We start from the raw sequence: 24,797 nt of genomic DNA on the forward strand, positions 1-24,797 counted from the left end.
GGTCTTAACCTCGCGCCTTGCAACTGGCAGCCAGAATCGCCAGCACCAACTGCTGGAAATCCAGGCCAGCCGCGTTCGCCGCCATGGGCACCAGGCTGTGATCGGTCATGCCTGGAGCGGTGTTGACTTCCAGCAGCCAGAAACGGCCCTGCTGGTCCTGCATCACATCCACACGCCCCCAGCCCTGGATGCCGATGGCATCGCAGGCGCGGGCGCAGAGTTCGGTGAGTTCCTGTTCCTTGGCGGGAGCAAGGCCGCAGGGGATGCGGTACTGGGTATCGTTGGCGACGTACTTGGCGTCGTAGTCGTAGAACGTGTGGGGCGTGCCCAGCGCAATCGCAGGCAGCATCTGGCCACGCAGCGTCGCGACGGTGAACTCGGGGCCGTGGACCCATTGTTCGACCAGCACTTGCGAATCGTAGGTGCTGGCGGCTTTCCAGGCGACGACCAGTTCGTCGACGCTGTTCACCTTGGCCATCCCGATGCTTGAACCTTCATGGGCGGGTTTGACGATCAAAGGGAAGCCCAGTTCCCCAGCGGCAAAAATACAATCCTGCTCGCTGGCCAGCACGGCGTGCGACGGGGTCGGCAGGCCGAGGCTCTGCCACACCTGCTTGGTGCGCAATTTGTCCATCGCCAAGGCGCTGGCAAGGATGCCGCTGCCGGTGTAGGGGATGCCCAGGCACTCGAGCAACCCTTGCATGCTGCCGTCTTCGCCGCCGCGGCCATGGAGGATGATGAACGCACGGTCGATCTTCTCCGCCTGCAGGCGGGCCAGCAGGTCGTCGCCAACTTCGATGCCGAACGCGTCCACCCCGGCGCTCTGCAAGGCCTGCAGGCACGCGGCGCCCGACTTCAGCGACACCTCGCGCTCGGCGCTCTTGCCGCCGTAGAGCACGGCCACGCGACCGAAGTCACTGGGCATGATCTGCGAGCGCAGGGTGTTGGAATCCAGAATGTTCATTGCGATTTCTCCGAGGCCTGCGCGAACAGCGGGCTTTTGAGCAACTGCGGGGCAAGCCCGCCGATGTCACCGGCACCCTGGCACAGCAGGATGTCGCCTGCGCGCAGCAGCGGCTTGACCAGTGGCGCCAGCTCGACGCCGCGTTCGATGTAGATAGGGTCCAACTGGCCGCGCTGGCGGATGCTGTGGCACAGCTGACGGCTGTCGGCGCCGGGGATGGGTTCTTCGCCGGCCGGGTAGACCTCCATCAGCAGCAGCACATTGGCGTCGGCAAGCACCTGTACGAAATCGTCGTACAGGTCACGCGTGCGGCTGAAACGGTGCGGCTGATATACCATCACCAGACGTTTATCGGGCCAGCCACCGCGCACGGCGCTGATCACTGCCGCCACTTCGCGAGGGTGATGACCGTAGTCGTCGACCAGCATCACGCTGCCGCCTTCGACCGGCAATTCGCCATACACCTGGAAACGTCGACCCACGCCCTGGAAGCCGGAGAGGCCCTGGACGATCGCGCTGTCGCTGATGCCTTCATCGGTGGCAATGGCAATCGTCGCCAGGGCGTTGAGCACGTTGTGGTTGCCCGGCATGTTGACCGACACGTTGAGCGGCTCGCGGTCGCGGCGCAGCACCGTGAAGTGGGTCAGCATGCCCTGCTGGCGCACGTTGATGGCACGCACGTCGGCCTCTTCGCTGATGCCGTAGGTCAAGGTCGGCCGCGCGATCTGCGGGAGGATCTCGCGCACGACCGGGTCATCCAGGCACACCACGGCCAATCCGTAGAACGGCAGGTTGTGCAGGAACTCGACGAAGGTCTTCTTCAGAACGTTGAAGTCGTTGCCGTAGGTCGCCATGTGATCGGCGTCGATGTTGGTGACGACGGCCACCAGCGGCTGCAGGTGCAGGAAGCTGGCGTCCGACTCGTCGGCCTCGGCGATCAGGTAGCGGCTGGTGCCCAACTGGGCATTGGTGCCGGCCGCATTGAGCCGGCCGCCGATGACGAATGTCGGGTCCAGGCCACCGGCCGCGAACACCGAGGCGATCAGGCTGGTGGTGGTGGTCTTGCCATGGGTGCCGGCCACGGCGATGCCGTGCCGATAGCGCATCAGCTCGGCCAGCATCTCGGCACGCGGCACCACTGGAATCCGCCGCTCCAGCGCGGTGGCGACTTCCGGGTTGCTGGTGTTGACCGCACTCGACACCACCAGCACGTCGGCGCTGGCGGCGTTCTCGGCACGGTGGCCGATGAAAATCTGCGCGCCGAACGACGTCAGTCGCTCGGTCACGGGCGAAGCCTTGAGGTCGGAACCGGACACATCGTAGCCCAGGTTCAACAGCACCTCGGCGATGCCGCACATGCCCACGCCACCGATACCGACGAAGTGGATACGACGGATACGGCGCATTTCCGGTTGCGGAATGGCTCTCTGGTTCTCAACCATGGGCCACCTCCAGGCAGACGTCGACCACATTGCGCGTGGCATCGGGTTTGGCCAGGCGGCGGGCAGTGCTCGCCATGCTCAGGAGTTTTTCGGGTTGCATCAAAACCTCTTTCAGGCGCTCGGCAAGCTGTGCCGCGCCGGTTGTCGCTTGTGGCATCAGGAAGGCAGCGCCTTCGCGAGCCAGATAATCGGCATTGCGAGTCTGGTGGTCGTCGATCGCGTGGGGCAAAGGCACCAGCAACGACGGCAGGCCGGCGGCCGCCAACTCGCTGATGGTCAACGCACCCGCGCGACAAACCACCAGGTCGGCCCAGCCATACGCCTGGGCCATATCCTTGATGAACGGGGCGACCTGCGCCTCGACACCGGCGGTGCGGTAACGCTCGGCGGTGATTTCATCGTGTTGCTTGCCGGCCTGGTGGAACACCTCTGGCCGATACTGCGCAGGCACCTGAGCCAGGGCTTCGGGCAGCAGCTTGTTCAGCGGCTCGGCGCCCAGGCTGCCACCCAGTACCAGCAGGCGCGGTTGGCGACCGATGAGTGCCTGGCGCGGGGTTTCCATGAACAGTTCGGTACGCACCGGGTTGCCGGTGGTCCGACGCTTGGCCGAGGCGGCGAAGGTGTCGGGGAAAGCTTCGCAGACCCGGCTGGCGAAAGGCACCAACAGGCGATTGGCGGTACCGGCCACGGCATTCTGCTCGTGCACGATCACCGGCACGCCGGCCAGCCGCGCGGCGACGCCACCGGGGCCGGTCAGGTAACCACCGAAGCCGACCACGCACACCGGCTGCAGCCGGGCGATGATGCGGCGCGCCTGGAACACGGCCTTGCAAATGGCGAACGGCGCCTTGAGCAGAGCCAGCCGGCTCTTGCCGCGCACACCGCTGACATCGATCAGGTGCAGTGGCAGGCCATTGGCAGGCACCAGCTCGTTCTCGATCCCGCGCGGCGTGCCCAGCCAGTGCACGCTGAAACCGCGCGCCTGGAATTCCCGTGCGCAGGCCAGCGCCGGGAACACATGGCCCCCGGTACCGCCCGCCATGATCAGCACATTGCCTTTACCGGCCATGGGGCGTCTCCTCGGCGAAATCGCTCTCGCTGAATTCCACTTCTTCGCTGCCCAGGTGCGAACGGCTTTCCCATTCGATGCGCAGCAGCAGCCCCAGACAGGCGCAGCAGATCACCAGCGAACTGCCGCCGTAGCTGAGAAACGGCAAGGTCAGACCCTTGGTCGGCAGCAGGCCGACGTTCACGCCGATGTTGATCAGGAATTGGCCGATCCACAGGAACGACAGTCCATAGGCCACGTACGCGGCGAAATACTGTTTGGCCCGCTCGGCCCAGTAACCGATGTACATGCCGCGGATACAGACGAACACGAACAGGGCCACGGTGCACAGTGAACCGATCACACCCAGCTCCTCGGCCAGCACCGAGAACACGAAGTCGGTATGCGCTTCGGGCAGGTAGAACTGCTTCTGCACGCTGTTGCCCAGGCCAACGCCGAACCACTGGCCACGGCCAAAGGCGATCAGTGCCTGGGTCAATTGATAGCCCGAGCCGAACTGGTCGCTCCACGGGTCGGTGAAGGTGATCAGCCGCGCCATGCGGTACGGCTGCGCCTGGACCAGCACGAACACCGCACCGACCGCCAGAGCCACCATCAAGGCGAAGCGGAACAGGCCCACCCCACCGAGGAACAGCATCGCCGCCGCTGCGCCCATCATCACCACCGTGGCGCCGAAGTCCGGCTCCATCAGCAGCAGCCCGGCCATCGGCAACAGGACGAAGAACGGCTTGAAGAAGCCCATCCAGCTGTCGCGGACTTCCTGCTGGCGACGCACCAGATAGCCGGCCAGGAAGATCACCACGAACACCTTGGCGATTTCCGAGGGCTGCACGTTGAACATGCCGAAGCCGATCCAGCGCATCGAACCGTTCACTTCGCGACCAATGCCGGGCAACAGCACCATCACCAGCAAGCCGAAGGCGGCGATCAGCAGCGTACCGCCCAGGCGCTGCCAGGTGGCGATGGGTACCATCATGGTGACGATGCAGGTACCGATACCGATCACCAGGTAGACCAGATGCCGGATCATCATCGACAGCGAATTGCCCGAGTTGACCGCAGCTACTTCCGAAGAGGCCGAGGTGATCATCACCAGGCCCAGGCCGAGCAATGCCAGGCAGCCCGCGAGCATGGCGAAGTCGATGTCGATCCCGCGGCCACTGATCAGCGGCGAAGGAAATGGCTTGATGACACCAAAGATCATGACAAGCCCTCCACTGCCTGGGCGAACCGCCGCCCGCGTTCTTCGTAATTCTTGAACATGTCCAGACTCGCGCAGGCCGGTGACAGCAGCACGGCATCGCCGGGCTGCGCCAGTTCGGCACACTGCTGAACCGCTTCCTCGATCGAGGCAACGGTAACTTGTGGAACGCCCGGCCCGGCCACGGCGGCGATGCGCGGGGCATCGCGGCCCAACAGCACCAGTGCCCGGCAGTGACGCTGGATGGGCTTGCCCAGCGCGGTGAAATCGGCGCCCTTGCCGTCGCCACCGGCGATCAGCACCAACTTGCCGTCGATATCGGCGCCCAGGCCTTCGATGGCGGCAATGGCGGCGCCGACGTTGGTGGCCTTGGAGTCGTCGTACCAGGCCACGCCATCGCGCTCGCGCAGCCACTGGCAACGGTGCGTCAGCCCGGTGAATTCACGCAGGCTGGCCAGCATGGCGTCGAACGGCAGACCTACCGCGTGTCCCAGAGAGAGCGCGGCCAGGGCATTGGCCTGGTTGTGCGCGCCACGCACCTTGAGCGCGCTGACCGGCATCAGGTTCTCGAACTCGTAGGCCAGGTACTTCTGCCCGTCTTCCTCGCGCAGGCCGAAGGCCTTGAAGTCCGGCTTGTTCAAGCCGAAGGTCCAGCACGGCATGCCTTCGCCGATCAGCGGCCGGCTCAGGGCGTCCTGACGATTGAAGACGAACTTGCGCGCGCCACGGAAAATCCTGTGCTTGGCCAGGTGATAGGGCGGCAGGCCGCTGTAGCGATCCATGTGGTCTTCACTGACGTTGAGCACTGTAGCCACTTCGGCATTGAGCTGATGGGTGGTTTCCAGCTGGAAGCTCGACAACTCCAGCACGTACAACTCGACGTCGTCAGCGAGCAGATCGAGCGCCGGCTCGCCGAGGTTGCCGCCCACGGCCACGCGCTTGCCAGCCGCAACCGCCATCTCGCCAACCAGGGTGGTCACGGTGCTCTTGGCATTGGAGCCGGTGATCGCCACGATCGGCGCCTTGGCATGCCGGGCGAACAGGTCGATGTCGCCGGACAGGTGCACGCCGCGCGCCGCCGCCTGTTGCAGGGCGGGGGTCGCCAGCGCCAGGCCGGGGCTCACGTAGAGCTCGTCGGCGCGGCACAGGAACTCCACGTCCAGCTCGCCGCAACGCACTTCCACCTGGGGATAGTCACGCTGTAGCGTCGCCAGTTCCGGCGGCGCTGCTCGCGTGTCGGCCACGGCAAACGCCACGCCCTGGCGCGCCAGGAAGCGCACCAGCGACATGCCGCTCTTGCCGAGGCCGACAACGATGCGGAAGTGGGAAGAAGCGATCAGAGACACTCGTTCTACCTCAGCTTCAGGGTGGCAAGGCCGATCAACACCAGAATCACGGTGATGATCCAGAAACGCACGATGACCCGAGGTTCGGGCCAGCCCTTGAGTTCGAAATGGTGATGGATCGGTGCCATGCGGAATACGCGGCGACCGGTCAGCTTGAACGAGGCGACCTGGATCACCACCGACAGCGTCTCGACGACGAAGATGCCGCCCATGATGAACAGGACGATCTCCTGACGCACGATCACCGCGATGGTGCCCAGCGCGGCGCCCAGCGCCAGCGCGCCGACGTCGCCCATGAACACCTGGGCCGGATAGGTGTTGAACCACAGGAAGCCCAGCCCGGCGCCGATCAGCGCGCCGCAGAAGACGATCAACTCACCCGCGCCCGGCACATAGGGAATCAGCAGGTATTCGGCGAACTTAATGTTGCCCGACAGATAGCAGAAAATCCCCAGCGCGCCGCCCACCATCACCGTCGGCAGAATCGCCAGGCCGTCGAGGCCATCGGTGAGGTTGACCGCATTGCTGGAGCCGACGATGACGAAGTAGGTCAGCACGATGAAGCCGGCACCCAATGGGATGCTGGCGTCCTTGAGCATCGGGATGATCAGGGTGGTTTCCACCGGGCTGTTCGCGGTCATGAACAGGAACACCGCCGCACCCAGGCCGAACACCGATTGCCAGAAGTATTTCCAGCGGCTGGGCAGGCCACGCGAGTTTTTCTCGATCACCTTGCGATAGTCGTCCACCCAGCCGATGCCGCCGAACAACAGGGTGACGACCAGTACGACCCAGACGTAGCGATTGGACAGGTCGGCCCACAGCAGCGTGCTGATGGCGATGGCCGACAGAATCAGGGCGCCGCCCATGGTCGGCGTGCCGGATTTGGACAGGTGCGATTGTGGGCCATCGTTGCGTACCGCTTGGCCAATCTGACGAATCTGCAGGGTGCGGATCATCCAGGGGCCCAACCAGAGGGCCAGCGACAGCGCGGTCAGTACGCCCAGAATCCCGCGAAGGGTCAGGTACTGAAAGACCGCGAAGCCTTTGTAGAACTGTTGCAGAAATTCCGCCAGCAGCAGCAGCATCAGTGTTTCTCCCCGCCAGGACCGCACAGTGCCGCCACGATGTTTTCCATCGCCGCGCTGCGTGATCCCTTGATCAAAATAGTGGTAGTGGAACCCTGCTCGGCGCCCAGCGCCGCAATCAGGTCTGCCTGGTTGGCGAAGTGTCGGCCCTGAGCACCGAACGCAGCGACTGCGTGGCTCATCAATGGGCCCACCGCGTACAGCGCGTCGATTCTGCCGACCGCGTATTCACCGACCTGGCGATGGCCCGCTTCGGCCCAGGCGCCCAGTTCGCCGATATCGCCGAGAACCAGGACGGTGCGCCCGGAAAAGCCGGCGAGTATATCGATTGCCGCACACATCGAGGTGGGGTTGGCGTTGTAGGTGTCGTCGATCACCCGCGCACCGTTGACCGCGAGCTGCGCCACGGTGCGGCCCTTGACCGGCTGCACCGCGTTGAGGCCTGCCTGGATGCCGGCCAGCGTCACACCCAGGGCATGGGCCGCGGCAGCGGCTGCCAGGGCATTGAGCACGTTGTGGGTACCGAGCAGGTTGAGCTGGACTGGCACCTCGCCGTCAGGCCCATGCAGGGTGAAGGACGGGCAGCCGCGCGCATCGCTGTGGCGGGCGCTGGAATGAAAGTCAGCCTTGGCGTTGTCCAGCGAGAAGGTCAGCACGGCATGCTGGCCGGCACGCGCCTGCCAGATTGCAAAAGCCTTGTCGTCGAGATTGAGAACGGCCGTACCGCCCTCGCCCAGGCCCTCGAGAATCTCGCCCTTGGCTTCGACGATCTTTTCCGGGCCGCCGAATTCGCCGACGTGAGCGGTGCCCGCATTGGTAATGAGTGCTACCTGTGGACGCGTGAGACCCACTGTGTAGGCGATTTCGCCCAGGCGCGACGCGCCCAGCTCGATCACCGCTGCCGTGTGCTGTGGCGCCAGCTCGAGCAGCGTCAGCGGCGCGCCCAGGTCATTGTTCAGGTTGCCACGGGTGGCCAGCACCGCACCTTGTGTACGCAGGATGCTGGCGAGCATTTCCTTGACAGTGGTCTTGCCGCTGGAGCCGGTGATGGCTGCCACCGGACGGCTGAACGCAGCGCGGTTCAGCGCACCGAGCTGACCCAGCGCCAGGCGCGTATCGGCCACCACCAGCTGGGGCAGCGTCGTGCCAGCAACTTCGCGTTGCACCAACGCGGCTACTGCTCCCTTGGCAGCCACCTCGTCGAGATAGTCATGGCCATCGAAGCGAGGACCGGCCAGCGCGACGAACAGATCGCCGGCAACGATGGCACGGCTGTCGATGCTGACGCCGTCGAAGCGCGCATCGCCGCCACACACGTAGCCTTGCAAGGCGTCGGCCAACTGGCTGAGGGTCATGGCGTCAAGCATCGACGGTCCCCCATGCGGCCAGGGCCTGTTCGGCCTGCTGCAGGTCGGAGAACGGCTGACGCTCACCATTGATCTCTTGATAGTCTTCGTGCCCCTTGCCGGCCAACACAATCACGTCATCGACCGAGGCAGCGCCGATCAGCTGGGCGATGGCCGCGCCACGGCCAGCCACGAACGTTGCGTTGGCGGCACTGGAGAAGCCGGCGCGAATGTCGTCGAAGATGCGCAGCGGATCTTCGCTGCGAGGGTTGTCGTCGGTCACCAGCACACGGTCGGCGAGACGCTCGGCCACCTCGGCCATCAATGGACGCTTGCCGCTGTCGCGATCACCGCCGCAGCCGAACAGGCACAGCAACCGGCCCTTGGCATGGGGGCGCAAGGCTTGCAGCACCTGGTCCAGAGCATCGGGCGTATGGGCATAGTCGACCACCACCAGCGGCTTGCTTGCGCCGCCCAGGCGCTGCATGCGGCCAACAGGGCCTTCGACGTTGCGCATCACCTTGAGGATGTCGTCGAGCGGATAGGCCATGCCCATCAGCACCCCTACCGCCGCCAGTACGTTGCTCAAGTTGAAGCGCCCGAGCAGGCGGCTGCTCAGGCTGTATTCCCCGTGCGCGGTGACCAGGGTGGCGCGCACGCCGTGGTCGTCGAAGCGGGTGTCGCGGCAGAACAGCGTCGCGGCGCTGTCGGCGAGGCTGTAGGTGATCAAGCGTGAGTCCTGTTCCTGCTCGGCCAACTGCCGACCGAATTCGTCGTCCAGATTGAGCACGCGGCACTTGAGCCCCGGCCAGGCGAACAGCCGCGCCTTGGCCGCTGCATAGGCCTGCATGCTGCCGTGGTAGTCCAGATGGTCGCGAGACAGGTTGCTCAGCACCGCGATGTCGAAATCCAGCGCGGCCACGCGGCCTTGATCGAGCGCGTGCGACGACACTTCCATGGCCACGGCATGGGCGCCGCCCTTTTTCAGGTCATACAAGGTGGACTGCACGGCGATCGGGTCGGGGGTCGTTAGTCGGCCGCTCTGCAGGGCGCCGTAGAAACCGGTGCCCAGGGTGCCGATCAGGCCGCAGTGCTCGCCCAGCGCATCGAGTGCCTGGGCGACCAGTTGGGTGATGCTGGTCTTGCCGTTGGTACCGGTCACGCCGACCAGATTGACCAGGCGACTCGGCTCGCCGTAGAAACGCCCGGCAATGCTCGACAGCTGCGCGATCAAGCCTTTCACGGGAATCAGTGGTAGATCGGTGAGCGGCAGCACGGTGCTGCCATCCACTTCGTAGGCCACGGCGGCGGCACCCAGCTTGAGGGCGTCGGCGATGTGCGCGCGGCCATCGACTTTGCTTCCAGGCACGGCCAGGAACAGGTCGCCGGGGCGAACGTTGCGGCTGTCCAGGGTCAACTCGCGAATCAGCGGATCGCGGCTGGCTTCGGGAAAAAGCTTGCTCAGGGGCATGGTCATCAGCCGCGCCCTCCTTTTATCAATGGAGTCGCCGGTGCGGCGTTCACCTGCTGCTGTGGCACGGGCGGCGGCAGGTTGTCGGGCTGCACGTTCATCAGGCGCAGCGTGCCGGACATTACCTTGCTGAACACTGGCGCGCTGACCAGACCACCGTAGTAGCCACCCTTGCTGGGTTCGTCGATCACCACCACGATGGCGTAGCGCGGGTCGCTCATCGGGCCGAACCCTGCGAACAGCGAGCGATAGGCGTTCTCGGTATACCCACGCGAGCCGATGGTGGCCTTGCGCGCGGTACCCGACTTGCCCGCCACGTGATACGAAGGCACCCGTGCGCGATACACGCCGCGGGTGTCTTCGATGACCTGCTGAAGCATGCCCTGCACGGTCTTGGCGACCTTCTCGGGAATGACCTGCGCCGCGGTCGGCGGCTGGTCGCTCTTGAGAATGGTCAGCGGCACGATGCGGCCGTTGTTGGCGATCGCCGCATAGGCGTGAACCAGCTGCAGCGCCGTCACCGACAGGCCGTAGCCGTAGGACAGCGTCGCGGTCTCGGCCTTGCGCCATTCGCGATGGTTGGGCAGGTTGCCGACGCGCTCGCCCGGGAAGCCCAGGCCGGTGTACTGGCCCAGGCCAACCGCCGACATCACCCGGTAGATGCTTTCACCGCCGATGTCGAAGGCGACCTTGCTCATGCCCACGTTACTGGAGTTGATCAGGATGCCGGTCAGGTCGAGCACCGGGCCTTCGGTCTTGGTCACGTCCTTGATGGTGTAGCGGCCGATCTGCAAGGTACCGGGGTAGACGTCTACCTTGTCGGTGGGTTTCCAGCGGCCGGTTTCCAGCGCTGCACTCATCGAGATCGGCTTCATGGTCGAGCCCGGCTCGAACACGTCGATGATCGCCCGGTTGCGCATCGCCGCCGGCAACATGGTGCGGCGATTGTTGGGGTTGTAGGTAGGCTGGTTGACCATGGCCAGCACTTCGCCGGTCTTCACGTCCATGATGACCATGCTGCCGGCCTTGGCTTCGTTCTCGTTGATGGCGTTGCGCAGCTCGCGGCTGGCCAGGTATTGCAGGCGCAGGTCAATGGACAATGCCAAGGTCTTTCCGGCCTTGGCATTCTTGGTCACCTGGACGTCCTTGATCAGCCGGCCGCGCCGGTCCTTGATGACCTGACGCTTGCCGGGCACGCCGGCCAGCCACTCGTCATAGGCCAGCTCGACGCCTTCACGGCCGTGATCGTCGAGGTCGGTGAAACCGACCATGTGCGCAGTGACATCGCCGGCCGGATAGAACCGGCGGAATTCCTCGATGCCGTAGACACCCGGGGTTTTCAGGTCGAGCACCGAGGCGCCTTGTTCAGGCGTCAGGCCACGTACCAGGTAGATGAATTCCTTGCTCGCCTGCGCCTCGAGACGGGCGGCCAGAGCCTTGGGCTCCTGCCCAAGCGCGCGCGCCAGTTCGGGCCACTTGTCCTTGGACAGCTGCATTTCCTTGGGATTGGCCCACAGGGTGGTCACCGGCGTGCTCACGGCCAGAGGCTCGCCGTTGCGGTCGGTGATCAAACCCCGGTGCGCAGGAATGGGGATGTGGCGCATGCTGCGCGCATCGCCCTGACCGATCAGGAAGTCACGGTTGATGACCTGCAGGTAGACGATCTGCGCAACGATACCGGCGACCAGCAGCAACAGCAGGCCGACCATCAGGCGGAACCGCCACGGGAACAAGGCCCCGTCGAGCTTCATCATGGCGACACCATGCGAATTTCAGCGGCATCCGGGATGCGCATTTTCAGTTGCTCGGCGGCCAGGGTTTCGATACGGCTGTGCGCGGTCCAGGTGCTTTGCTCCAGGATCAGGCGCCCCCACTCGGCCTGCGCCTTGTCGCGATCGCTGAGCTCGCCGTACAGCGTATTGAGCAACTGCCGATTGATATGCGCACTGTAGGAAACGCCGATGGCCGAAACCAGCACGGCGATGAACAGCAGCAGCATGAGAAAACTGCCGCCTGGCAGCGGCTTGTTGAGGAGCTTGCTCATCGCAGCTTCTCCGCGACACGCATGACCGCGCTGCGCGAACGCGGGTTGGCCTTGAGCTCGGTTTCGGAGGCGAACTGCGCCTTGCCGTGCAGCTTGGCCTTGGGCACGAAGGCTTCGAAACGCACCGGCAGGTTGCGTGGCAGGTTGTCGGCTTCGCCCTTGGTCAGTTTGCGCATGAACAGTTTGACGATGCGGTCTTCCAGAGAATGAAAGCTGATAACCACCAGACGGCCGCCGATTTCCAGCGCATCGAGGGCAGCCTCGAGGCCTGCCTCGAGGTCGGCCAGTTCGTTGTTGACGTGAATGCGCAGGCCCTGGAAGGCGCGGGTTGCCGGGTTCTTGCCCTTCTCCCACGCCGGATTGGCGACCTTGAGCACTTCGGCCAGGTCGGCGGTGCGCTCGAACGGCTGCACTTCGCGACGCTGCACCACCGCACGTGCCATGCGCCGGGCGAAGCGCTCCTCGCCGTATTCCTTGAAGACGCGGGCGATTTCTTCCTCGGCAGCGGTTGCGATGAACTGGGCCGCGCTCATGCCGCGCGAAGGGTCCATGCGCATGTCCAGCGGGCCGTCATGCAGGAAGCTGAAGCCGCGCTCGGCATCGTCGAGTTGTGGCGATGAAACCCCCAGGTCGAGGAGGATGCCGCTGACCTTGCCATGCATGCCGCGCTCGCGCACTTCGGCGCCAAGTTCGGCAAAGCTGCGCTGTACAATGACAAAGCGGCCGTCTTCGGCCGCCAGCGCTTGCCCGGTGGCAATCGCTTGGGGGTCCTTGTCGAACCCCAACAGGCGGCCGTCGGGCCCCAGGTGGCGCAGGATCAGGCGGCTATGGCCGCCACGGCCGAAGGTGCCGTCCAGATAGCAACCATCGTCGCGCACGGCCAGAGCCTCGACGGCCTCGTCGAGCAGCACGGTGATGTGGTTGAAGCCGCTATCAATAGTCACAAGATCAAATCACGCAATTCTTCGGGCATGGCGCCCGGTTGTTGTATAGCTGCAAGGTCTGCCGCACTGACGGCATTCCACGCATCCTCGTCCCACAATTGAAACTTGTTCAGCTGGCCAACCAGCATCGCGTGCTTGTCCAGCCGGGCGTACTCGCGCAGGCGTGGAGGCACCAGGAAACGTCCGCTGCCGTCGAGCTCGAGGTCGACGGCATTGCCGATCAGCAGGCGCTGCAGGCGCCGGTTGCTTTCCACCAGCGATGGCAGGGCGCGAAGCTTGGCCTCGATGAGTTCCCATTCATCCAGCGGGTAGACACACAGGCAGGGGTCGATGGTATCGACCGTGATGATCAGCTGGCCGGCGCATTTGGAATCCAACTCGTCACGATACCGACTCGGCATTGCGAGCCGTCCCTTGGCATCGAGGTTGATCGGATTTGCTCCACGAAACACGTCGCGCTTCCCCTGAACTCAGACTTTTACACTCGAAAAACCCACTTTTCGCCACTTCCCGCCACTCGCGCACACTATAGGAACCCCCCCACCACACCGTCAAGGCGCGTCTGTAGGGAAAAGCCTTATAGATCGGAGATTTAGAACGCAAAATGAAGGGAAGACGGTATTTGAGACGCGTCGGGGAGGAACAAAGCCGTTTGAGTTCAAGCATCTGCGTCTTGAACTTAAAGTAGAGTCTCAAGACTAAGATTTTTTCGACATTACCAAAGGGGGTTTGGTAGCCGTTTTTTTCTGCGAAACAGCGCAAGGGACAACGAATGGACGCGAAGGAAAAAGGTGGAGAGTCGATCTGTAAGCCGGGTTTTGTCGAGGACAGTCATTCCTCTACGATGGCCATCGCTGGACACCTCTAGCAACCTACCCGGTTCCAACGCGGGCCGCGCCATATGGAACCCTATTTGGTCTTGCTCCGAGTGGGGTTTACCTAGCCACGAACTGTTGCCAGACGTGCGGTGCGCTCTTACCGCACCTTTTCACCCTTACCGGCGCTTGCGCGCTTAGGCGGTTATTTTCTGTGGCACTTTCCGTAGGCTCGCGCCTCCCAGGCATTACCTGGCACTCTGCCCTATGGAGCCCGGACTTTCCTCCCCCCGCTCTGCCCAGCAACCTGGGTTGCGGAACAAAAACAGGCAGCGACTGTCCGATCGACTCTCCGGCGCGCAGGTTAACGACATGCACCGGCCAGGACAAGCTTTTATCGCTCCGATCGACCTGGAGCCGAACCAATCTCACGCCTTCTGCTTTTCCAGGGCCACCTGGTAGAGCAGATTCTTGCGCACGCCGGTGATCTCGGCCGCCACCGCGGCAGCGCGCTTGAGCGGCATCTCTGCCAGCAGCAAGTCCAGAATGCGCATGACTTCGGTGCTGACGGCTTCATCGCTGACCGGCGCCGTCCATCCCGCCACCAGTACCACGCACTCACCGCGCTGCTGATTGCTGTCGGCTTCCACGAATGCACGCAACTCGGACAGCGGCAGGCCTTTGAGGGTTTCAAAGGTTTTCGTCAATTCGCGCGCCAGCAGCGCAGAACGTTCACCGCCGAAGACTTTCTCCATGTCCTGCAGGCATTCGAGTATGCGATGCGGCGCCTCGTAGAAGATCAAGGTGCGCGGTTCTTCCCTGACCTGCTCCAGGCGCGCACAGCGACCGGCGGTCTTGGCCGGCAGGAAACCTTCGAAGATGAAACGGTCCGACGGCAGGCCAGCCGCCGACAGCGCCGCGATCAAGGCACAGGGACCGGGGACCGGCACTATCTGCACGCCCGCCGCACGCGCCTGACGCACCAGGTGATAGCCGGGGTCGGAGATCAGCGGTGTGCCCGCATCGGAAATCAGCGCGATGTCATCACCCGCCAGCAGCCGCTGGATGAAACGGCTGCCTTCGTCCCGCTCGTTGTGCTCGTGACAGGCCGCCAGCGGCGTATTCAACCCGAAGTGCTGCATCAGACGCACCGAATGGCGGGTATCCTCGGCCGCGATCAACGCTACTTCGCCCAGGATCTTCAACGCGCGCGCGCTCATGTCGTCCAGATTGCCGATGGGCGTAGCCACTACATAAAGTGTGCCTGGGGTGGAATTAGAAGCGCTTGAAGCAGTCACAGCACACACCTTGTCGTTCGGCCAAACCCGCATTGTACAGGCTCCAGGCCAGCCAGTGCTCGCCCAGCGATCCGGCACGGCCGACGTGAAACATTTGCTTGTCCTATATAAGGACAGGCTTGCCGTCCTCGTCGCACCCCGGCCGATGCTTGGGTACACTTGCCCGTCTATTGATCGAGTAAATCAGGAAGATACCCATGACAGCCTGCCTGCGGCTTCTATCTGCCCTATGCCTCGCCGCCTTGCTGGCCGCGTGCGCCAGTTCGCCTTCATCCAATCTCGGTGAGCTGCCGCGCACGCCGGACGCGACCGTCGAGCAGCTGCTCGAACGTGCCACCGCCAGCAAGTCGCCGGAAGAAGCGGCAGCCTTGCGCTTGAGCGCGGCAGACCAGGCCGCTCGCCAGGGTGATCCAACCCGCGCCGCGCAGATCCTGCAGCAAGTGCGAATCGAACTGCTCAAGCCAGGCCTGCAGATATTGGCCAGCACCCTGGGCGCAGAGCTCGCACTGACCCGCAACGATGCCAAGGCCGCGCTTGCCGCCCTCGATCATCCGAGCCTGCAGCGCCTGGGCGAGCTGCCCGCAGACCAGCAGGTACGCGCGCATCTGGTGCGCGCCCGGGCCCTGGAAGCCGACGGCCAGATCCTGGCTGCGGCGCGCGAGCGCGTATTCGTGGCACCCCTGCTCAGTGGCGAGGTCGCCGGCCAGAATCACGAAGCCATCTGGGCACTGGTGGGTTCGCTGCCGGTGGAGCAGCTGCAAAACCAGGGCACCGACGACTTCGCCGGCTGGCTGAGCCTGGCCCTGGCCGTCAAATCGGCAGGCACCCTGGAACAGCAGCAGGCCGCCATCGATACCTGGGTGGCCCAGCACGCGGCTCACCCTGCCGCCAGACAGCTGCCGACCCCCTTGGTCAAACTCAAGGCCCTGGCCAGCCAGCCGCTGACCCGAATCGCCCTGCTGCTGCCACAGGAAGGCCAGTTGGCCGGCGTGGCCCGCGCCTTGCGCGAAGGCTTCATGGCGGCGTACTACCAAGCCCAGCAAGCCGGGCAAACGCCGCCGGTCATCGACGTGATCGACAGCTCGCGCCTCAGCTCGCTCGACGACTTCTACCGCCAGGCGCAGGCGCAAGGCGTGCAACTGGTGATCGGCCCGCTGGAGAAACCTCTGGTCAAGCAACTGGCGGCACGCACCCAGCTGCCCCTGCCAACCCTGGCATTGAACTACAGCGACAACAACCAGCTCGGTCCACCCCAGCTGTTCCAATTCGGCCTGGCCGCCGAAGACGAAGCGCGCGAAGTGTCCCGTCGCGCACGTGCCGACGGCTTGCACAGCGCTGCGGCAATGATCCCCAAGGGTGAGTGGGGCGACCGTGTGCTCAATGCCTTCCGCCAGGACTGGGAAGCCAACGGCGGCACGCTGGTTGCAGCCGAACGCGTCGACCAGCCGGTCCAACTGGCCCAACAGATCGCCGACATGCTCAACGTGCGCAACGCCGGCAGCGGCCTGCAGAGCAGCACCGGGACACAGGGATCGCGTCGCCAGGACATCGACTTCATCTTCCTCGCCGCCACACCGCAGCAGGCCCAGCAGATCAAGCCGACCTTGAACTTCCAGTACGCCGGCGACCTGCCGGTCTATGCCACTTCGCACGTGTTCAGCGCCAGCGGCGATCAGGCCCAGTACAACGACATGACCGGCATCCGCTTCTGCGAGACGCCGTGGTTGCTCGACACCAGCAACCCGTTGCGCCAGCAGGTTACCCGCCAGTGGCCGCAGGCCAACGGCAGCATGGGCCGACTGTATGCCATGGGCGTCGACGCCTACACCCTGGCCGCACGCCTGGGCCAGCTCAAGGCCCTGCCCGACAGCCGTATCGAAGGCCTGTCCGGCAACCTTGGCATGAGCGCCAGCCAACGCATCGAGCGCCAATTGCCGTGGGCGCAGTTCGCCGGTGGCCAGGTCCAGCGCCTGCCCAACACCACGCCGTAATGTCGCTGAGCCCCCGCCAGCAGGCGGGTCGCGAGGCCGAGCAGCAAGCCCTGGAGCACTTGTGCGCACAGGGCTTGACGCTGCTGGCGCAGAACTGGCTGTGCAAACGAGGCGAGCTTGATCTGGTCATGCTAGATGGCGATACAGTAGTATTCGTCGAGGTCCGCTATCGCCTGCATGCACAATGGGGTGGAGCGTTGGCCAGTATCGACGCCCGCAAACGTCAAAAGCTGGTGCTGGCCGCGCAATATTTCCTCATCGAGGAAGCGCGCTGGGCCCAGCATCCATGCCGTTTCGACGTGATCGCCCTGGAAGGCACCGGCACTCGGGCCACGCGCCTGAACTGGATCCGCAATGCCTTCGACAGCTGACACTCGACACCCTTGCCACCGGTTTTTGCTCTTTGCTTTGCGGGCTGCACATTCTTGTGCCGGGAACCACCGCCGCGTTGCGGTCTTGCCCGACCAGCCGCCCTACTTAAGGTCACCTTGATGGACATGCAATCCCGAATTCGCCAGCTTTTCCAGGCCAGTATCGATACCAAGCAACAGGCGATGGAAGTCCTTGCACCGTACATCGAACAAGCCAGCCAGGTCATGGTGGGTGCCTTGCTCAGCGATGGCAAGATGCTTTCCTGCGGCAATGGCGGCTCGGCCGGCGATGCCCAGCACTTCTCGTCCGAACTGCTCAACCGCTTCGAACGCGAACGCCCCAGCCTGCCTGCGATCGCCCTGACCACCGACAGCTCGACGATTACCTCGATCGCCAACGACTACAGCTTCAACGAGGTATTCTCCAAGCAGATCCGCGCGCTGGGCCAGCCGGGCGACGTGTTGCTGGCCATCTCCACCAGCGGCAACTCGGCCAACATCATCCAGGCGATCCAGGCCGCCCACGACCGCGACATGGTCGTGGTGGCTCTGACCGGCCGCGACGGGGGCGGCATGGCCTCCCTGTTGTTGCCCGAAGACGTCGAGATCCGCGTGCCGGCCAACGTCACGGCACGCATCCAGGAAGTTCACCTGCTGGCGATCCATTGTCTCTGCGACTTGATCGACAGCCAACTGTTCGGGAGTGAAGAATGAAGCGTAACCGCCTTGCCCTAGTGGCCCTGAGCCTGGCCTTGAGCGTCACCGGCTGCAGCTCGGTCCTGACCGCCACCCGCGACAACCCGATCGACGATGATCGCGGTACCCGCACCCTGGGCAGCAAGATCGACGACTCGCTGATCGAAACCAAGGTATCGGTGAACATTGCCAAGGCCAACATCGACCTGGACAAGAACTCCCATGTCGTCGTGACCAGCTACAACGGTGTGGTCCTGCTCGCCGGGCAGACGCCGCGCGCCGACCTCAAGGCCCTGGCCGAGCAGGCCGCCAGCGAAGTGCAGCGAGTCAAGAAGGTCCACAACGAGATCCAGGTGCTGGCGCCTTCCTCGTTGCTGGCGCGCAACAACGACGCCTGGCTGACCACCAAGATCAAGACCCAGATGCTGGCCGACAGCGCCATCCCCGGTTCGCGCATCAAAGTCGTGACCGAGAACGGCATCGTTTACCTGCTTGGCCTGCTGACCCAGGCCGAGGCCACCCGCGCCACCAACCTGGTGCAAGGCGTCTCCGGTGTGCAGAAGATCGTCAAGCTGTTCGAGTACATCGACTGACCACAGCCGTTCACCACCATGAAAAAAGGCGATCCTTACGAATCGCCTTTTTTCATTTCACCACTTTCAGACTCGGCCGCCCGGTTGGGCGCGGCGGTGGGTTGCCTGGCGGTGGAACGTCGTCATCGGATTCGACGATGTCTTCGAACTCGGCTTCTTCCTCGTCCAGCTCGGGCGACTCCAGGTCGAAGACCATGCCTTGGCCATTCTCCCGGGCGTAGATACCGAGGATGGCACCCGAAGGCACGAACAGCGTGTGCGACACGCCACCGAAGCGACCGTCGAAGCTGACCGCCTCGTTGTCCATGTGCAGGTTGCGCACAGCGCTGGGTGACACGTTCAGCACGATCTGGCCATCGCTGGCGAAACCTTGCGGCACCTGGACCGAGGGATACTCGGCATTGACCAGCATGTGCGGGGTGCAGTCATTGTCAACGATCCACTCGTATAGCGCGCGGATCAAATAGGGACGACTGGAGTTCATCAACGGCTCCTCAAAACCTAGCGCATTTCACGTTCAGCCGCGGACAGGCTGGCCTTGAAGGCCTCCCGCGCGAACTGACGTTCCATATAGTCGAGCAGCGGCTTGGCAGGCCGCGGCAGTTCGATACCCATGATCGGCAAGCGCCAGAGTATCGGCAGTAGACAGCAGTCGACCAGACTTTGCTCATCGCTGAGAAAGCAGGGCTTGTCGGCGAACAAGGCCGAAACACCGGTCAGGCTTTCGCGCAATTCCTTGCGCGCCTGCACGCGGGCGGCTTCCTTGCTGCGCGGGTCCAGAATCAGGTCCGCCAGGCCGCACCAGTCGCGCTGGATACGATGGATCAGCAACCGGCTGTTGGCACGTGCCACCGGGTACACCGGCAGCAGTGGCGGATGCGGATAGCGTTCGTCGAGGTATTCCATCACCACGGTCGATTCGAACAGGGCCAGATCGCGATCGACCAGTGTCGGCGTGCTGCCGTAGGGGTTCACTTCGATCAGCCTGGGTGGCAGGCGACCGCCCTCCACGTTGATGATCTCTGCGCTGACGCCTTTCTCGGCGAGAACGATACGCACCCGATGAGAATAGTGGTCGGCGGGGTCGGAGTAACAGGCCAACCGATTGGTCACGCCCATGGCGGTCCTCCTCGCGAATGTATGAATGCAAAAACGAGCGCCACCGGCAGGGGGCGCAAGCAAGCCGCGCAGTTTACCGCACTTTCAACGCACGTCCTTCCAGTATTCGCGTTTCAGCAAGTAAGCAAGGATGATCAGCAGCGCCAGGTACAGCAGCACGTACATACCGATCTGCCGGCTCTGTGCCTTTGCCGGATCGGCCGAGTACGCCAGGAAGGCCACCAGATTCCGTACCTTGGCGTCGAATTGCTGCGCATCGAGGCTGCCGGTACCGGGTATCACCCGCAGCTGCGTACACGGCTGGCCCGTGGGTTCGGGGCAGTCGAGCACCTGGCGGCCCTGCAGGCTTTCCAGCACGTTGGGCATGCCGACGTTAGGGTAGACGACATTGTTCACACCCCAGGGGCGCTGGGGGTCGGCGTGAAAGCCGAGCAGGTAGGCGTGCAGCCAGTCCGTGCCGCGCACACGAGCCACCAGGGTCAGGTCGGGCACCTCGGCGCCGAACCAGGCTTTGGCATCGGCCGGCTGCAGGCGCGTCTGCATGTGATCGGCAATGGCTGCGCCGGCTGGGGCCAAGGTCTGCAGCATTTGCTCATAGGGTATGCCCAAGTCGTCGGCCACTGTCTGGTAACGCTGAAACCTGGCCCCGTGGCAGCCCATGCAATAGCCGACGAAGGTGCTTGCACCGTCTCGCAAGGCCGCCTTGTCGCTCACCTCGACTGCCGCCGGGCGCACCAGCGCCGCCACCGGGTCCGCCCAGGCCAGCGGCAGGGCCAGCAACAGCAAGACGGCAATCATGAATTTCATCGGCGAGGGATCCGATCGGGTACCGGCCGGGTGATCTCCCGTCGCGTGTACAGCGGCATGGCCAGGAAATAGCCGAAGTACAGCACCACGCCCCCCCGCGCTATCCAGGTAGTGATGACCGTGGCCGGTTGCATGCCGACGTAGCCCAGCGTCACGAACGCCACGCAGAACAGCGCCAGCGCCGCGCGACTGAACCAGCCTTTGTAGCGCATCGACTTGACCGGGCTGCGGTCCAGCCATGGCAGCACGAACAGGATGGCAATCGCGAAAGCCATGGCCAGCACCCCCATGAGCTTGTCGGGAACGGCGCGCAAGATGGCGTAGAACGGGGTGAAGTACCAGACCGGCGCGATATGTTCGGGCGTCTTGAGCACGTTGGCAGGCTCGAAGTTGGCCGGCTCCAGGAAATAGCCGCCCATCTGCGGAAAGAAGAACACCACGGCGCTGAACACAAAGAGAAAGATCGCCACCCCGAGCAGGTCCTTGACCGTGTAGTACGGATGGAAGGCAATGCCATCCAGCGGCTTGCCATCGGCATCCCGAAGCTGCTTGATATCGATGCCGTCGGGGTTGTTCGAGCCTACTTCGTGCAACGCGAGAATGTGCAGCACCACCAGCCCCACGATCAGCAGCGGCAATGCCACCACGTGCAGCGCGAAGAAACGGTTCAAGGTGATACCCGAAACCAGATAGTCACCGCGGATCCACTGAGCCAGGTCAGCGCCCACGATCGGAATCGCTCCGAACAGGGAAATGATCACCTGCGCGCCCCAATACGACATCTGCCCCCACGGCAGCAGGTAGCCCATGAACGCTTCCGCCATCAGCAGCAGGTAGAGCGACATGCCGAAGACCCACACCAGCTCGCGCGGCTTTTGATAGGAGCCATACAGCAGCCCGCGGAACATGTGCAGGTAGATCACGATGAAAAATGCCGACGCACCGGTCGAATGCAGGTAGCGCAGGAGCCAGCCATATTCGACGTCGCGCATGATGTATTCGATGGAGGCGAAGGCGCCTTCGGCGGTGGGTGTGTAGTTCATGGTCAACCAGATGCCGGTAAGCAACTGGTTGAGCAGCATCAACAGCGCCAGCGAGCCGAAGATATAGAAAAAATTCAGGTTCTTGGGGACGTAGTAATGGCTCAGATGATCGCGCCATAGCCTGCCCACCGGCAGACGCGCCTCGATCCACTGCAGCAGGCCACGCATCAGGCGCCCTCCCCGTCGACACCCAGCACCAGTACCTCGGCACTTTCGTAGTGATGCGCGGGCACGGCCAGGTTCAACGGCGCGGGCTGTGCCTTGAAGACCCGTCCGGCAAGATCGTAGTGCGAGCCGTGACACGGGCAGAAATACCCGCCCTGCCAGTCCGGCCCGAGGTCGGCGGCGGCGACCTCGGGACGAAAGGTCGGCGAGCACCCCAGGTGCGTACAGATACCCACCACCACCAGCACTTCGGGCTTGATGGCTCGCAGGGCTGGGTCGACATAGCCTGGCTGATCGGAATCGCGCGATTGGGGATCGGCCAGATGCTCGGTGTTCTGGGCCAGGCGTTCGAGGATCTGCGGCGTGCGTCGGCAGATGAAAACGGGTTGGCCGCGCCACTGGACAACCATCTGCTGCCCCGGCTCGATCTTGGCGATGTTCACCTTCACCGGCGCGGCTGCTGCGCGGGCTTTCGCGCTGGGCTGCCATGACGCCACGAAGGGCACTGCTGCAGCCACTGCGCCGGCAGCGCCTACCAGCGTCGTGGTGCCGACCAGAAAGCGTCGGCGACCCTGGTCGATGTCACACGCGCCGCCCTGCTCATCTGCCATCATTTACCTTAGCCTGCTGCAACAGGCGTGTGCATTGTCTTGCGCGCAGTGTACCAGCGCCTCCCAAGGATTGACGGGCGAAAAAAAACCCGGATCGCGAGAACCGGGTTTTTTCTGGAACGAAGACGCGAATTAACGCTTCGAGTACTGCGGACGCTTACGCGCTTTACGCAGACCGACTTTCTTACGTTCAACTTCACGAGCATCGCGAGTCACGAAGCCTGCTTTACGCAGAGCCGGACGCAGTGCTTCGTCGTAGTCCATCAGTGCACGAGTGATACCGTGACGGATCGCACCGGCCTGACCGCTGACACCACCACCGATAACGGTGACGTAGATGTCGAACTTCTCGGTGTTCTCGGTCAGCTCCAACGGTTGACGAACTACCATGCGGGCAGTTTCGCGACCGAAGAAGGTTTCCAGAGTGCGATTGTTGATGGAGATCTTACCGGTGCCCGGACGCAGGAAAACGCGAGCGGTTGCGGTCTTGCGACGGCCAGTGCCGTAATTTTGAGTCGCCGACATAATGAACTATTCCGTTAAAACTTCAGTTCTTGGGGCTGCTGAGCAGTATGAGGGTGAGCAGCGCCCGCATAGACTTTCAGCTTACGGTACATGTCGCGACCCAGCGGGTTCTTGGGCAGCATGCCCTTGACCGCAGTCTCGAGCACGCGCTCAGGCGCCTTGGCGATCAGCTTTTCAAAGTTGATCGACTTGATACCGCCCGGGAAACCGGAGTGGGAGTAGTAGATCTTGTCAGTGGTCTTGGCACCAGTGACACGCACCTGCTCGGCGTTGATGACGACGATGTAGTCGCCGGTGTCAACGTGAGGAGTGTACTCAGGCTTGTGCTTGCCACGCAGACGGCTCGCGATTTCTGTAGCCAGACGACCCAGGGTCTGACCAGCAGCATCAACGACGAACCAGTCGCGCTTTACTGTTTCCGGTTTAGCAGTAAAAGTTTTCATTCTTTATAGCCTCAGGGGCCGCCCAGCAAAAAGAGACGGCGGATCTTACTGAATAGTGCTTACTTTGACAAGTCAAAGGCAGCCGGGCACGGGACACTTTTGGGGGGCTCGGGTCTTCGCGTCACATACACGGCAAAATTCTTCCGGGAGGCGGGGCATCACTTCCACTTCGCAGAGAGGGGCCGAATTATCCAGATTGCGAAAAAAATATCAACCTGCTTTTATGATTCCTTTGCCAAGAGGAGTCACCGATGCACTATCGCCAGCTGGGACGTACCGATCTGAACGTGAGCGCGCTGTGCCTGGGCACCATGACCTGGGGCGAGCAGAACACCGAGGAGCAAGGCTTCGCGCAGATAGAAAGGGCCAAGGCGGCCGGCATCAATTTCATCGACACCGCAGAAATGTACCCGGTGCCCCCGCGCCCGGAAACCTATGCCGCCACCGAGCGGGTGATCGGCAACTGGTTCAAGCGCCAGGGCGACCGCGCCGACTGGATCCTGGCCAGCAAGATCGCAGGCCCCGGCAATGGCATCAGCCACATCCGCGATGGCCAGCTGAAGTTCGACCGCGCGCATATCGTTGCGGCGCTGGACGCCAGCCTGCAGCGGTTGCAGACCGACTGGATCGATCTCTATCAGTTGCACTGGCCGGAGCGCAGCACCAATTTCTTCGGCAAGCTGGGCTACCAGCACACCCAGGATCAACTCGATACCCCGCTGCAGGAAACCCTGCAGGTGCTCGACGAGCAGGTCAAGGCCGGCAAGATCAGGCATGTCGGGCTGTCCAACGAAACCCCTTGGGGCGCGATGAAGTTCCTGGGTCTGGCCGACAGCGGCAATCTGCCCCGCCCGGTGTCCATCCAGAACCCCTACAACCTGCTCAACCGCACGTTCGAAGTAGGCCTGGCCGAAGTGGCGATCCGCGAGCAGTGCGGGCTGCTGGCCTACTCGCCCCTGGCGTTCGGCATGCTCTCGGGCAAGTTCGAGAACGGCGCGCGGCCGGCTGGCAGTCGTCTGGCGCTGTTCAGCCGCTTTACCCGCTATGCCAATGAGCAGGCGGTCGCTGCCACCAGCCGCTACGTAGAGCTGGCCCGCGAACATGGTTTGGACCCGGCGCAGATGGCTCTGGCCTTCGTCACCGCGCAGCCGTTCGTGACCAGCAACATCATTGGCGCGACCTCGCTGGAGCAATTGGACAGCAACCTGGCGAGCATCGACCTGGTGCTGTCCGAAGACGTGCTGGCGGGTATCGAGGCGATCCATAAGGCGCAGCCGAATCCGGCGCCCTGATGTTCGATCGTTGCCGTTCGTGATGACCTCTTCGCGGCCACTGGCCGCTCCTACCGGATCGTATGGATCTTTCGCAGGAGCGGTCAGCGGCCGCGAAGCAATCAACCTCCCCA

At 63.5% G+C, this 24,797-nt stretch carries 25 protein-coding genes and 1 other RNA gene; 5 read left to right on the forward strand and 21 right to left on the reverse strand.

Annotation, left to right across the window (positions count from 1 at the left end):
• Positions 1 to 4: 4 nt before the first annotated feature.
• From H7993_RS08300 to rsmI, 14 genes are all read right to left on the reverse strand, one after another.
• A complete protein-coding gene (locus H7993_RS08300; protein WP_185794030.1) occupies positions 5 to 964 on the reverse strand; it encodes a D-alanine--D-alanine ligase in 960 nt (319 codons plus the stop codon).
• Positions 961 to 2,406: a UDP-N-acetylmuramate--L-alanine ligase gene (gene murC, locus H7993_RS08305; RefSeq protein ID WP_122713415.1), complete on the reverse strand. Its 1,446-nt coding sequence runs from the start codon at positions 2,404 to 2,406 to the stop codon at positions 961 to 963. Before murC ends, H7993_RS08300 begins: the two co-directional genes overlap by 4 nt.
• Positions 2,399 to 3,475, reverse strand: a complete 1,077-nt coding sequence (gene murG, locus H7993_RS08310; protein WP_122713416.1) for an undecaprenyldiphospho-muramoylpentapeptide beta-N-acetylglucosaminyltransferase — start codon at positions 3,473 to 3,475, stop codon at positions 2,399 to 2,401. Before murG ends, murC begins: the two co-directional genes overlap by 8 nt.
• Positions 3,465 to 4,679, reverse strand: a complete 1,215-nt coding sequence (gene ftsW / locus H7993_RS08315; RefSeq protein WP_122479466.1) for a putative lipid II flippase FtsW — start codon at positions 4,677 to 4,679, stop codon at positions 3,465 to 3,467. Before ftsW ends, murG begins: the two co-directional genes overlap by 11 nt.
• Complete coding sequence (gene murD / locus H7993_RS08320; RefSeq protein ID WP_185794031.1) at positions 4,676 to 6,022, reverse strand: UDP-N-acetylmuramoyl-L-alanine--D-glutamate ligase; 1,347 nt, start codon at positions 6,020 to 6,022, stop codon at positions 4,676 to 4,678. The genes ftsW and murD overlap by 4 nt, the downstream gene beginning before the upstream one ends.
• Positions 6,023 to 6,027: 5 nt before the next feature.
• Positions 6,028 to 7,110 carry a phospho-N-acetylmuramoyl-pentapeptide-transferase gene (gene mraY, locus H7993_RS08325; RefSeq protein WP_122479468.1) on the reverse strand — a complete coding sequence of 361 codons (1,083 nt, stop codon included), beginning with the start codon at positions 7,108 to 7,110 and terminating at the stop codon, positions 6,028 to 6,030.
• A complete protein-coding gene (locus H7993_RS08330) occupies positions 7,110 to 8,477 on the reverse strand; it encodes a UDP-N-acetylmuramoyl-tripeptide--D-alanyl-D-alanine ligase (protein ID WP_185794032.1) in 1,368 nt (455 codons plus the stop codon). The genes mraY and H7993_RS08330 overlap by 1 nt, the downstream gene beginning before the upstream one ends.
• Entirely contained in the window at positions 8,470 to 9,933 is a 1,464-nt protein-coding gene (locus tag H7993_RS08335; RefSeq protein WP_185794033.1) for a UDP-N-acetylmuramoyl-L-alanyl-D-glutamate--2,6-diaminopimelate ligase, read from the reverse strand. The genes H7993_RS08330 and H7993_RS08335 overlap by 8 nt, the downstream gene beginning before the upstream one ends.
• Positions 9,933 to 11,678, reverse strand: coding sequence for a peptidoglycan D,D-transpeptidase FtsI family protein (locus H7993_RS08340; RefSeq protein ID WP_163007622.1), 1,746 nt, complete (start codon positions 11,676 to 11,678; stop codon positions 9,933 to 9,935). The genes H7993_RS08335 and H7993_RS08340 overlap by 1 nt, the downstream gene beginning before the upstream one ends.
• A complete protein-coding gene (ftsL, locus tag H7993_RS08345; protein WP_122479472.1) occupies positions 11,678 to 11,971 on the reverse strand; it encodes a cell division protein FtsL in 294 nt (97 codons plus the stop codon). The genes H7993_RS08340 and ftsL overlap by 1 nt, the downstream gene beginning before the upstream one ends.
• A complete protein-coding gene (gene rsmH / locus H7993_RS08350) occupies positions 11,968 to 12,915 on the reverse strand; it encodes a 16S rRNA (cytosine(1402)-N(4))-methyltransferase RsmH (RefSeq protein ID WP_425311980.1) in 948 nt (315 codons plus the stop codon). The genes ftsL and rsmH overlap by 4 nt, the downstream gene beginning before the upstream one ends.
• Positions 12,912 to 13,367, reverse strand: a complete 456-nt coding sequence (gene mraZ, locus H7993_RS08355) for a division/cell wall cluster transcriptional repressor MraZ (protein WP_185794034.1) — start codon at positions 13,365 to 13,367, stop codon at positions 12,912 to 12,914. Before mraZ ends, rsmH begins: the two co-directional genes overlap by 4 nt.
• A gap of 339 nt (positions 13,368 to 13,706) precedes the next feature.
• Positions 13,707 to 14,082, reverse strand: an RNA gene (gene rnpB / locus H7993_RS08360) — RNase P RNA component class A.
• Between the two features lie 76 nt (positions 14,083 to 14,158).
• Positions 14,159 to 15,061, reverse strand: a complete 903-nt coding sequence (rsmI, locus tag H7993_RS08365) for a 16S rRNA (cytidine(1402)-2'-O)-methyltransferase (RefSeq protein ID WP_122479474.1) — start codon at positions 15,059 to 15,061, stop codon at positions 14,159 to 14,161.
• Between the two features lie 164 nt (positions 15,062 to 15,225).
• On the opposite strand from rsmI, the gene H7993_RS08370 reads away from it, so the two are divergent.
• From H7993_RS08370 to H7993_RS08385, 4 genes are all read left to right on the forward strand, one after another.
• Positions 15,226 to 17,019, forward strand: a complete 1,794-nt coding sequence (locus H7993_RS08370; RefSeq protein ID WP_185794035.1) for a penicillin-binding protein activator — start codon at positions 15,226 to 15,228, stop codon at positions 17,017 to 17,019.
• A complete protein-coding gene (locus H7993_RS08375) occupies positions 17,019 to 17,390 on the forward strand; it encodes a YraN family protein (RefSeq protein ID WP_185794036.1) in 372 nt (123 codons plus the stop codon). The genes H7993_RS08370 and H7993_RS08375 overlap by 1 nt, the downstream gene beginning before the upstream one ends.
• Before the next feature lie 120 nt (positions 17,391 to 17,510).
• Positions 17,511 to 18,104, forward strand: coding sequence for a phosphoheptose isomerase (locus tag H7993_RS08380; RefSeq protein WP_122479477.1), 594 nt, complete (start codon positions 17,511 to 17,513; stop codon positions 18,102 to 18,104).
• A complete protein-coding gene (locus H7993_RS08385; RefSeq protein ID WP_122479478.1) occupies positions 18,101 to 18,679 on the forward strand; it encodes a BON domain-containing protein in 579 nt (192 codons plus the stop codon). Before H7993_RS08380 ends, H7993_RS08385 begins: the two co-directional genes overlap by 4 nt.
• Positions 18,680 to 18,731: 52 nt before the next feature.
• Here the strand turns inward: H7993_RS08385 and H7993_RS08390 are convergent, their stop codons facing one another.
• From H7993_RS08390 to rplM, 7 genes are all read right to left on the reverse strand, one after another.
• Positions 18,732 to 19,163: a ClpXP protease specificity-enhancing factor gene (locus tag H7993_RS08390; RefSeq protein WP_122479479.1), complete on the reverse strand. Its 432-nt coding sequence runs from the start codon at positions 19,161 to 19,163 to the stop codon at positions 18,732 to 18,734.
• A gap of 17 nt (positions 19,164 to 19,180) precedes the next feature.
• Complete coding sequence (locus tag H7993_RS08395) at positions 19,181 to 19,798, reverse strand: glutathione S-transferase N-terminal domain-containing protein (RefSeq protein WP_049860608.1); 618 nt, start codon at positions 19,796 to 19,798, stop codon at positions 19,181 to 19,183.
• An 84-nt stretch (positions 19,799 to 19,882) separates the two neighbouring features.
• Positions 19,883 to 20,605: a cytochrome c1 gene (locus H7993_RS08400; RefSeq protein ID WP_185794037.1), complete on the reverse strand. Its 723-nt coding sequence runs from the start codon at positions 20,603 to 20,605 to the stop codon at positions 19,883 to 19,885.
• Positions 20,602 to 21,816, reverse strand: coding sequence for a cytochrome b (locus tag H7993_RS08405; RefSeq protein WP_244646864.1), 1,215 nt, complete (start codon positions 21,814 to 21,816; stop codon positions 20,602 to 20,604). The genes H7993_RS08400 and H7993_RS08405 overlap by 4 nt, the downstream gene beginning before the upstream one ends.
• Complete coding sequence (gene petA, locus H7993_RS08410) at positions 21,816 to 22,424, reverse strand: ubiquinol-cytochrome c reductase iron-sulfur subunit (protein ID WP_185794208.1); 609 nt, start codon at positions 22,422 to 22,424, stop codon at positions 21,816 to 21,818. The genes H7993_RS08405 and petA overlap by 1 nt, the downstream gene beginning before the upstream one ends.
• Before the next feature lie 132 nt (positions 22,425 to 22,556).
• Entirely contained in the window at positions 22,557 to 22,949 is a 393-nt protein-coding gene (gene rpsI / locus H7993_RS08415; protein ID WP_122479481.1) for a 30S ribosomal protein S9, read from the reverse strand.
• A gap of 14 nt (positions 22,950 to 22,963) precedes the next feature.
• On the reverse strand, positions 22,964 to 23,392 hold the full coding sequence (gene rplM / locus H7993_RS08420) for a 50S ribosomal protein L13 (protein ID WP_043186791.1): 429 nt from the start codon (positions 23,390 to 23,392) through the stop codon (positions 22,964 to 22,966).
• Positions 23,393 to 23,643: 251 nt separating this feature from the next.
• On the opposite strand from rplM, the gene H7993_RS08425 reads away from it, so the two are divergent.
• Positions 23,644 to 24,684: an NADP(H)-dependent aldo-keto reductase gene (locus tag H7993_RS08425; RefSeq protein ID WP_185794038.1), complete on the forward strand. Its 1,041-nt coding sequence runs from the start codon at positions 23,644 to 23,646 to the stop codon at positions 24,682 to 24,684.
• Positions 24,685 to 24,797 lie beyond the last annotated feature (113 nt).

This window comes from Pseudomonas baltica (genome assembly GCF_014235765.1).
In the GTDB taxonomy this organism is placed as follows: Bacteria; Pseudomonadota; Gammaproteobacteria; order Pseudomonadales; family Pseudomonadaceae; genus Aquipseudomonas; species Aquipseudomonas baltica.

Coding starts and splice junctions, on each gene's coding strand:
- H7993_RS08375 (WP_185794036.1), top strand. CDS start 17,019: ATGTCGCTGAGCCCCCGCCAGCAGGCGGGTCGCGAGGCCGAGCAGCAA.
- rsmI (WP_122479474.1), bottom strand. CDS start 15,061: ATGCGGGTTTGGCCGAACGACAAGGTGTGTGCTGTGACTGCTTCAAGC.
- rplM (WP_043186791.1), bottom strand. CDS start 23,392: ATGAAAACTTTTACTGCTAAACCGGAAACAGTAAAGCGCGACTGGTTC.
- rpsI (WP_122479481.1), bottom strand. CDS start 22,949: ATGTCGGCGACTCAAAATTACGGCACTGGCCGTCGCAAGACCGCAACC.
- H7993_RS08405 (WP_244646864.1), bottom strand. CDS start 21,816: ATGCGTGGCCTGCTGCAGTGGATCGAGGCGCGTCTGCCGGTGGGCAGG.
- H7993_RS08395 (WP_049860608.1), bottom strand. CDS start 19,798: ATGGGCGTGACCAATCGGTTGGCCTGTTACTCCGACCCCGCCGACCAC.
- ftsW (WP_122479466.1), bottom strand. CDS start 4,679: ATGATCTTTGGTGTCATCAAGCCATTTCCTTCGCCGCTGATCAGTGGC.
- ftsL (WP_122479472.1), bottom strand. CDS start 11,971: ATGAGCAAGCTCCTCAACAAGCCGCTGCCAGGCGGCAGTTTTCTCATG.
- mraY (WP_122479468.1), bottom strand. CDS start 7,110: ATGCTGCTGCTGCTGGCGGAATTTCTGCAACAGTTCTACAAAGGCTTC.
- H7993_RS08380 (WP_122479477.1), top strand. CDS start 17,511: ATGGACATGCAATCCCGAATTCGCCAGCTTTTCCAGGCCAGTATCGAT.
- petA (WP_185794208.1), bottom strand. CDS start 22,424: ATGGCAGATGAGCAGGGCGGCGCGTGTGACATCGACCAGGGTCGCCGA.
- murC (WP_122713415.1), bottom strand. CDS start 2,406: ATGGTTGAGAACCAGAGAGCCATTCCGCAACCGGAAATGCGCCGTATC.
- H7993_RS08425 (WP_185794038.1), top strand. CDS start 23,644: ATGCACTATCGCCAGCTGGGACGTACCGATCTGAACGTGAGCGCGCTG.
- H7993_RS08335 (WP_185794033.1), bottom strand. CDS start 9,933: ATGACCATGCCCCTGAGCAAGCTTTTTCCCGAAGCCAGCCGCGATCCG.
- H7993_RS08390 (WP_122479479.1), bottom strand. CDS start 19,163: ATGAACTCCAGTCGTCCCTATTTGATCCGCGCGCTATACGAGTGGATC.
- H7993_RS08330 (WP_185794032.1), bottom strand. CDS start 8,477: ATGCTTGACGCCATGACCCTCAGCCAGTTGGCCGACGCCTTGCAAGGC.
- H7993_RS08300 (WP_185794030.1), bottom strand. CDS start 964: ATGAACATTCTGGATTCCAACACCCTGCGCTCGCAGATCATGCCCAGT.
- murG (WP_122713416.1), bottom strand. CDS start 3,475: ATGGCCGGTAAAGGCAATGTGCTGATCATGGCGGGCGGTACCGGGGGC.
- H7993_RS08340 (WP_163007622.1), bottom strand. CDS start 11,678: ATGAAGCTCGACGGGGCCTTGTTCCCGTGGCGGTTCCGCCTGATGGTC.
- H7993_RS08385 (WP_122479478.1), top strand. CDS start 18,101: ATGAAGCGTAACCGCCTTGCCCTAGTGGCCCTGAGCCTGGCCTTGAGC.
- H7993_RS08400 (WP_185794037.1), bottom strand. CDS start 20,605: ATGAAATTCATGATTGCCGTCTTGCTGTTGCTGGCCCTGCCGCTGGCC.
- H7993_RS08370 (WP_185794035.1), top strand. CDS start 15,226: ATGACAGCCTGCCTGCGGCTTCTATCTGCCCTATGCCTCGCCGCCTTG.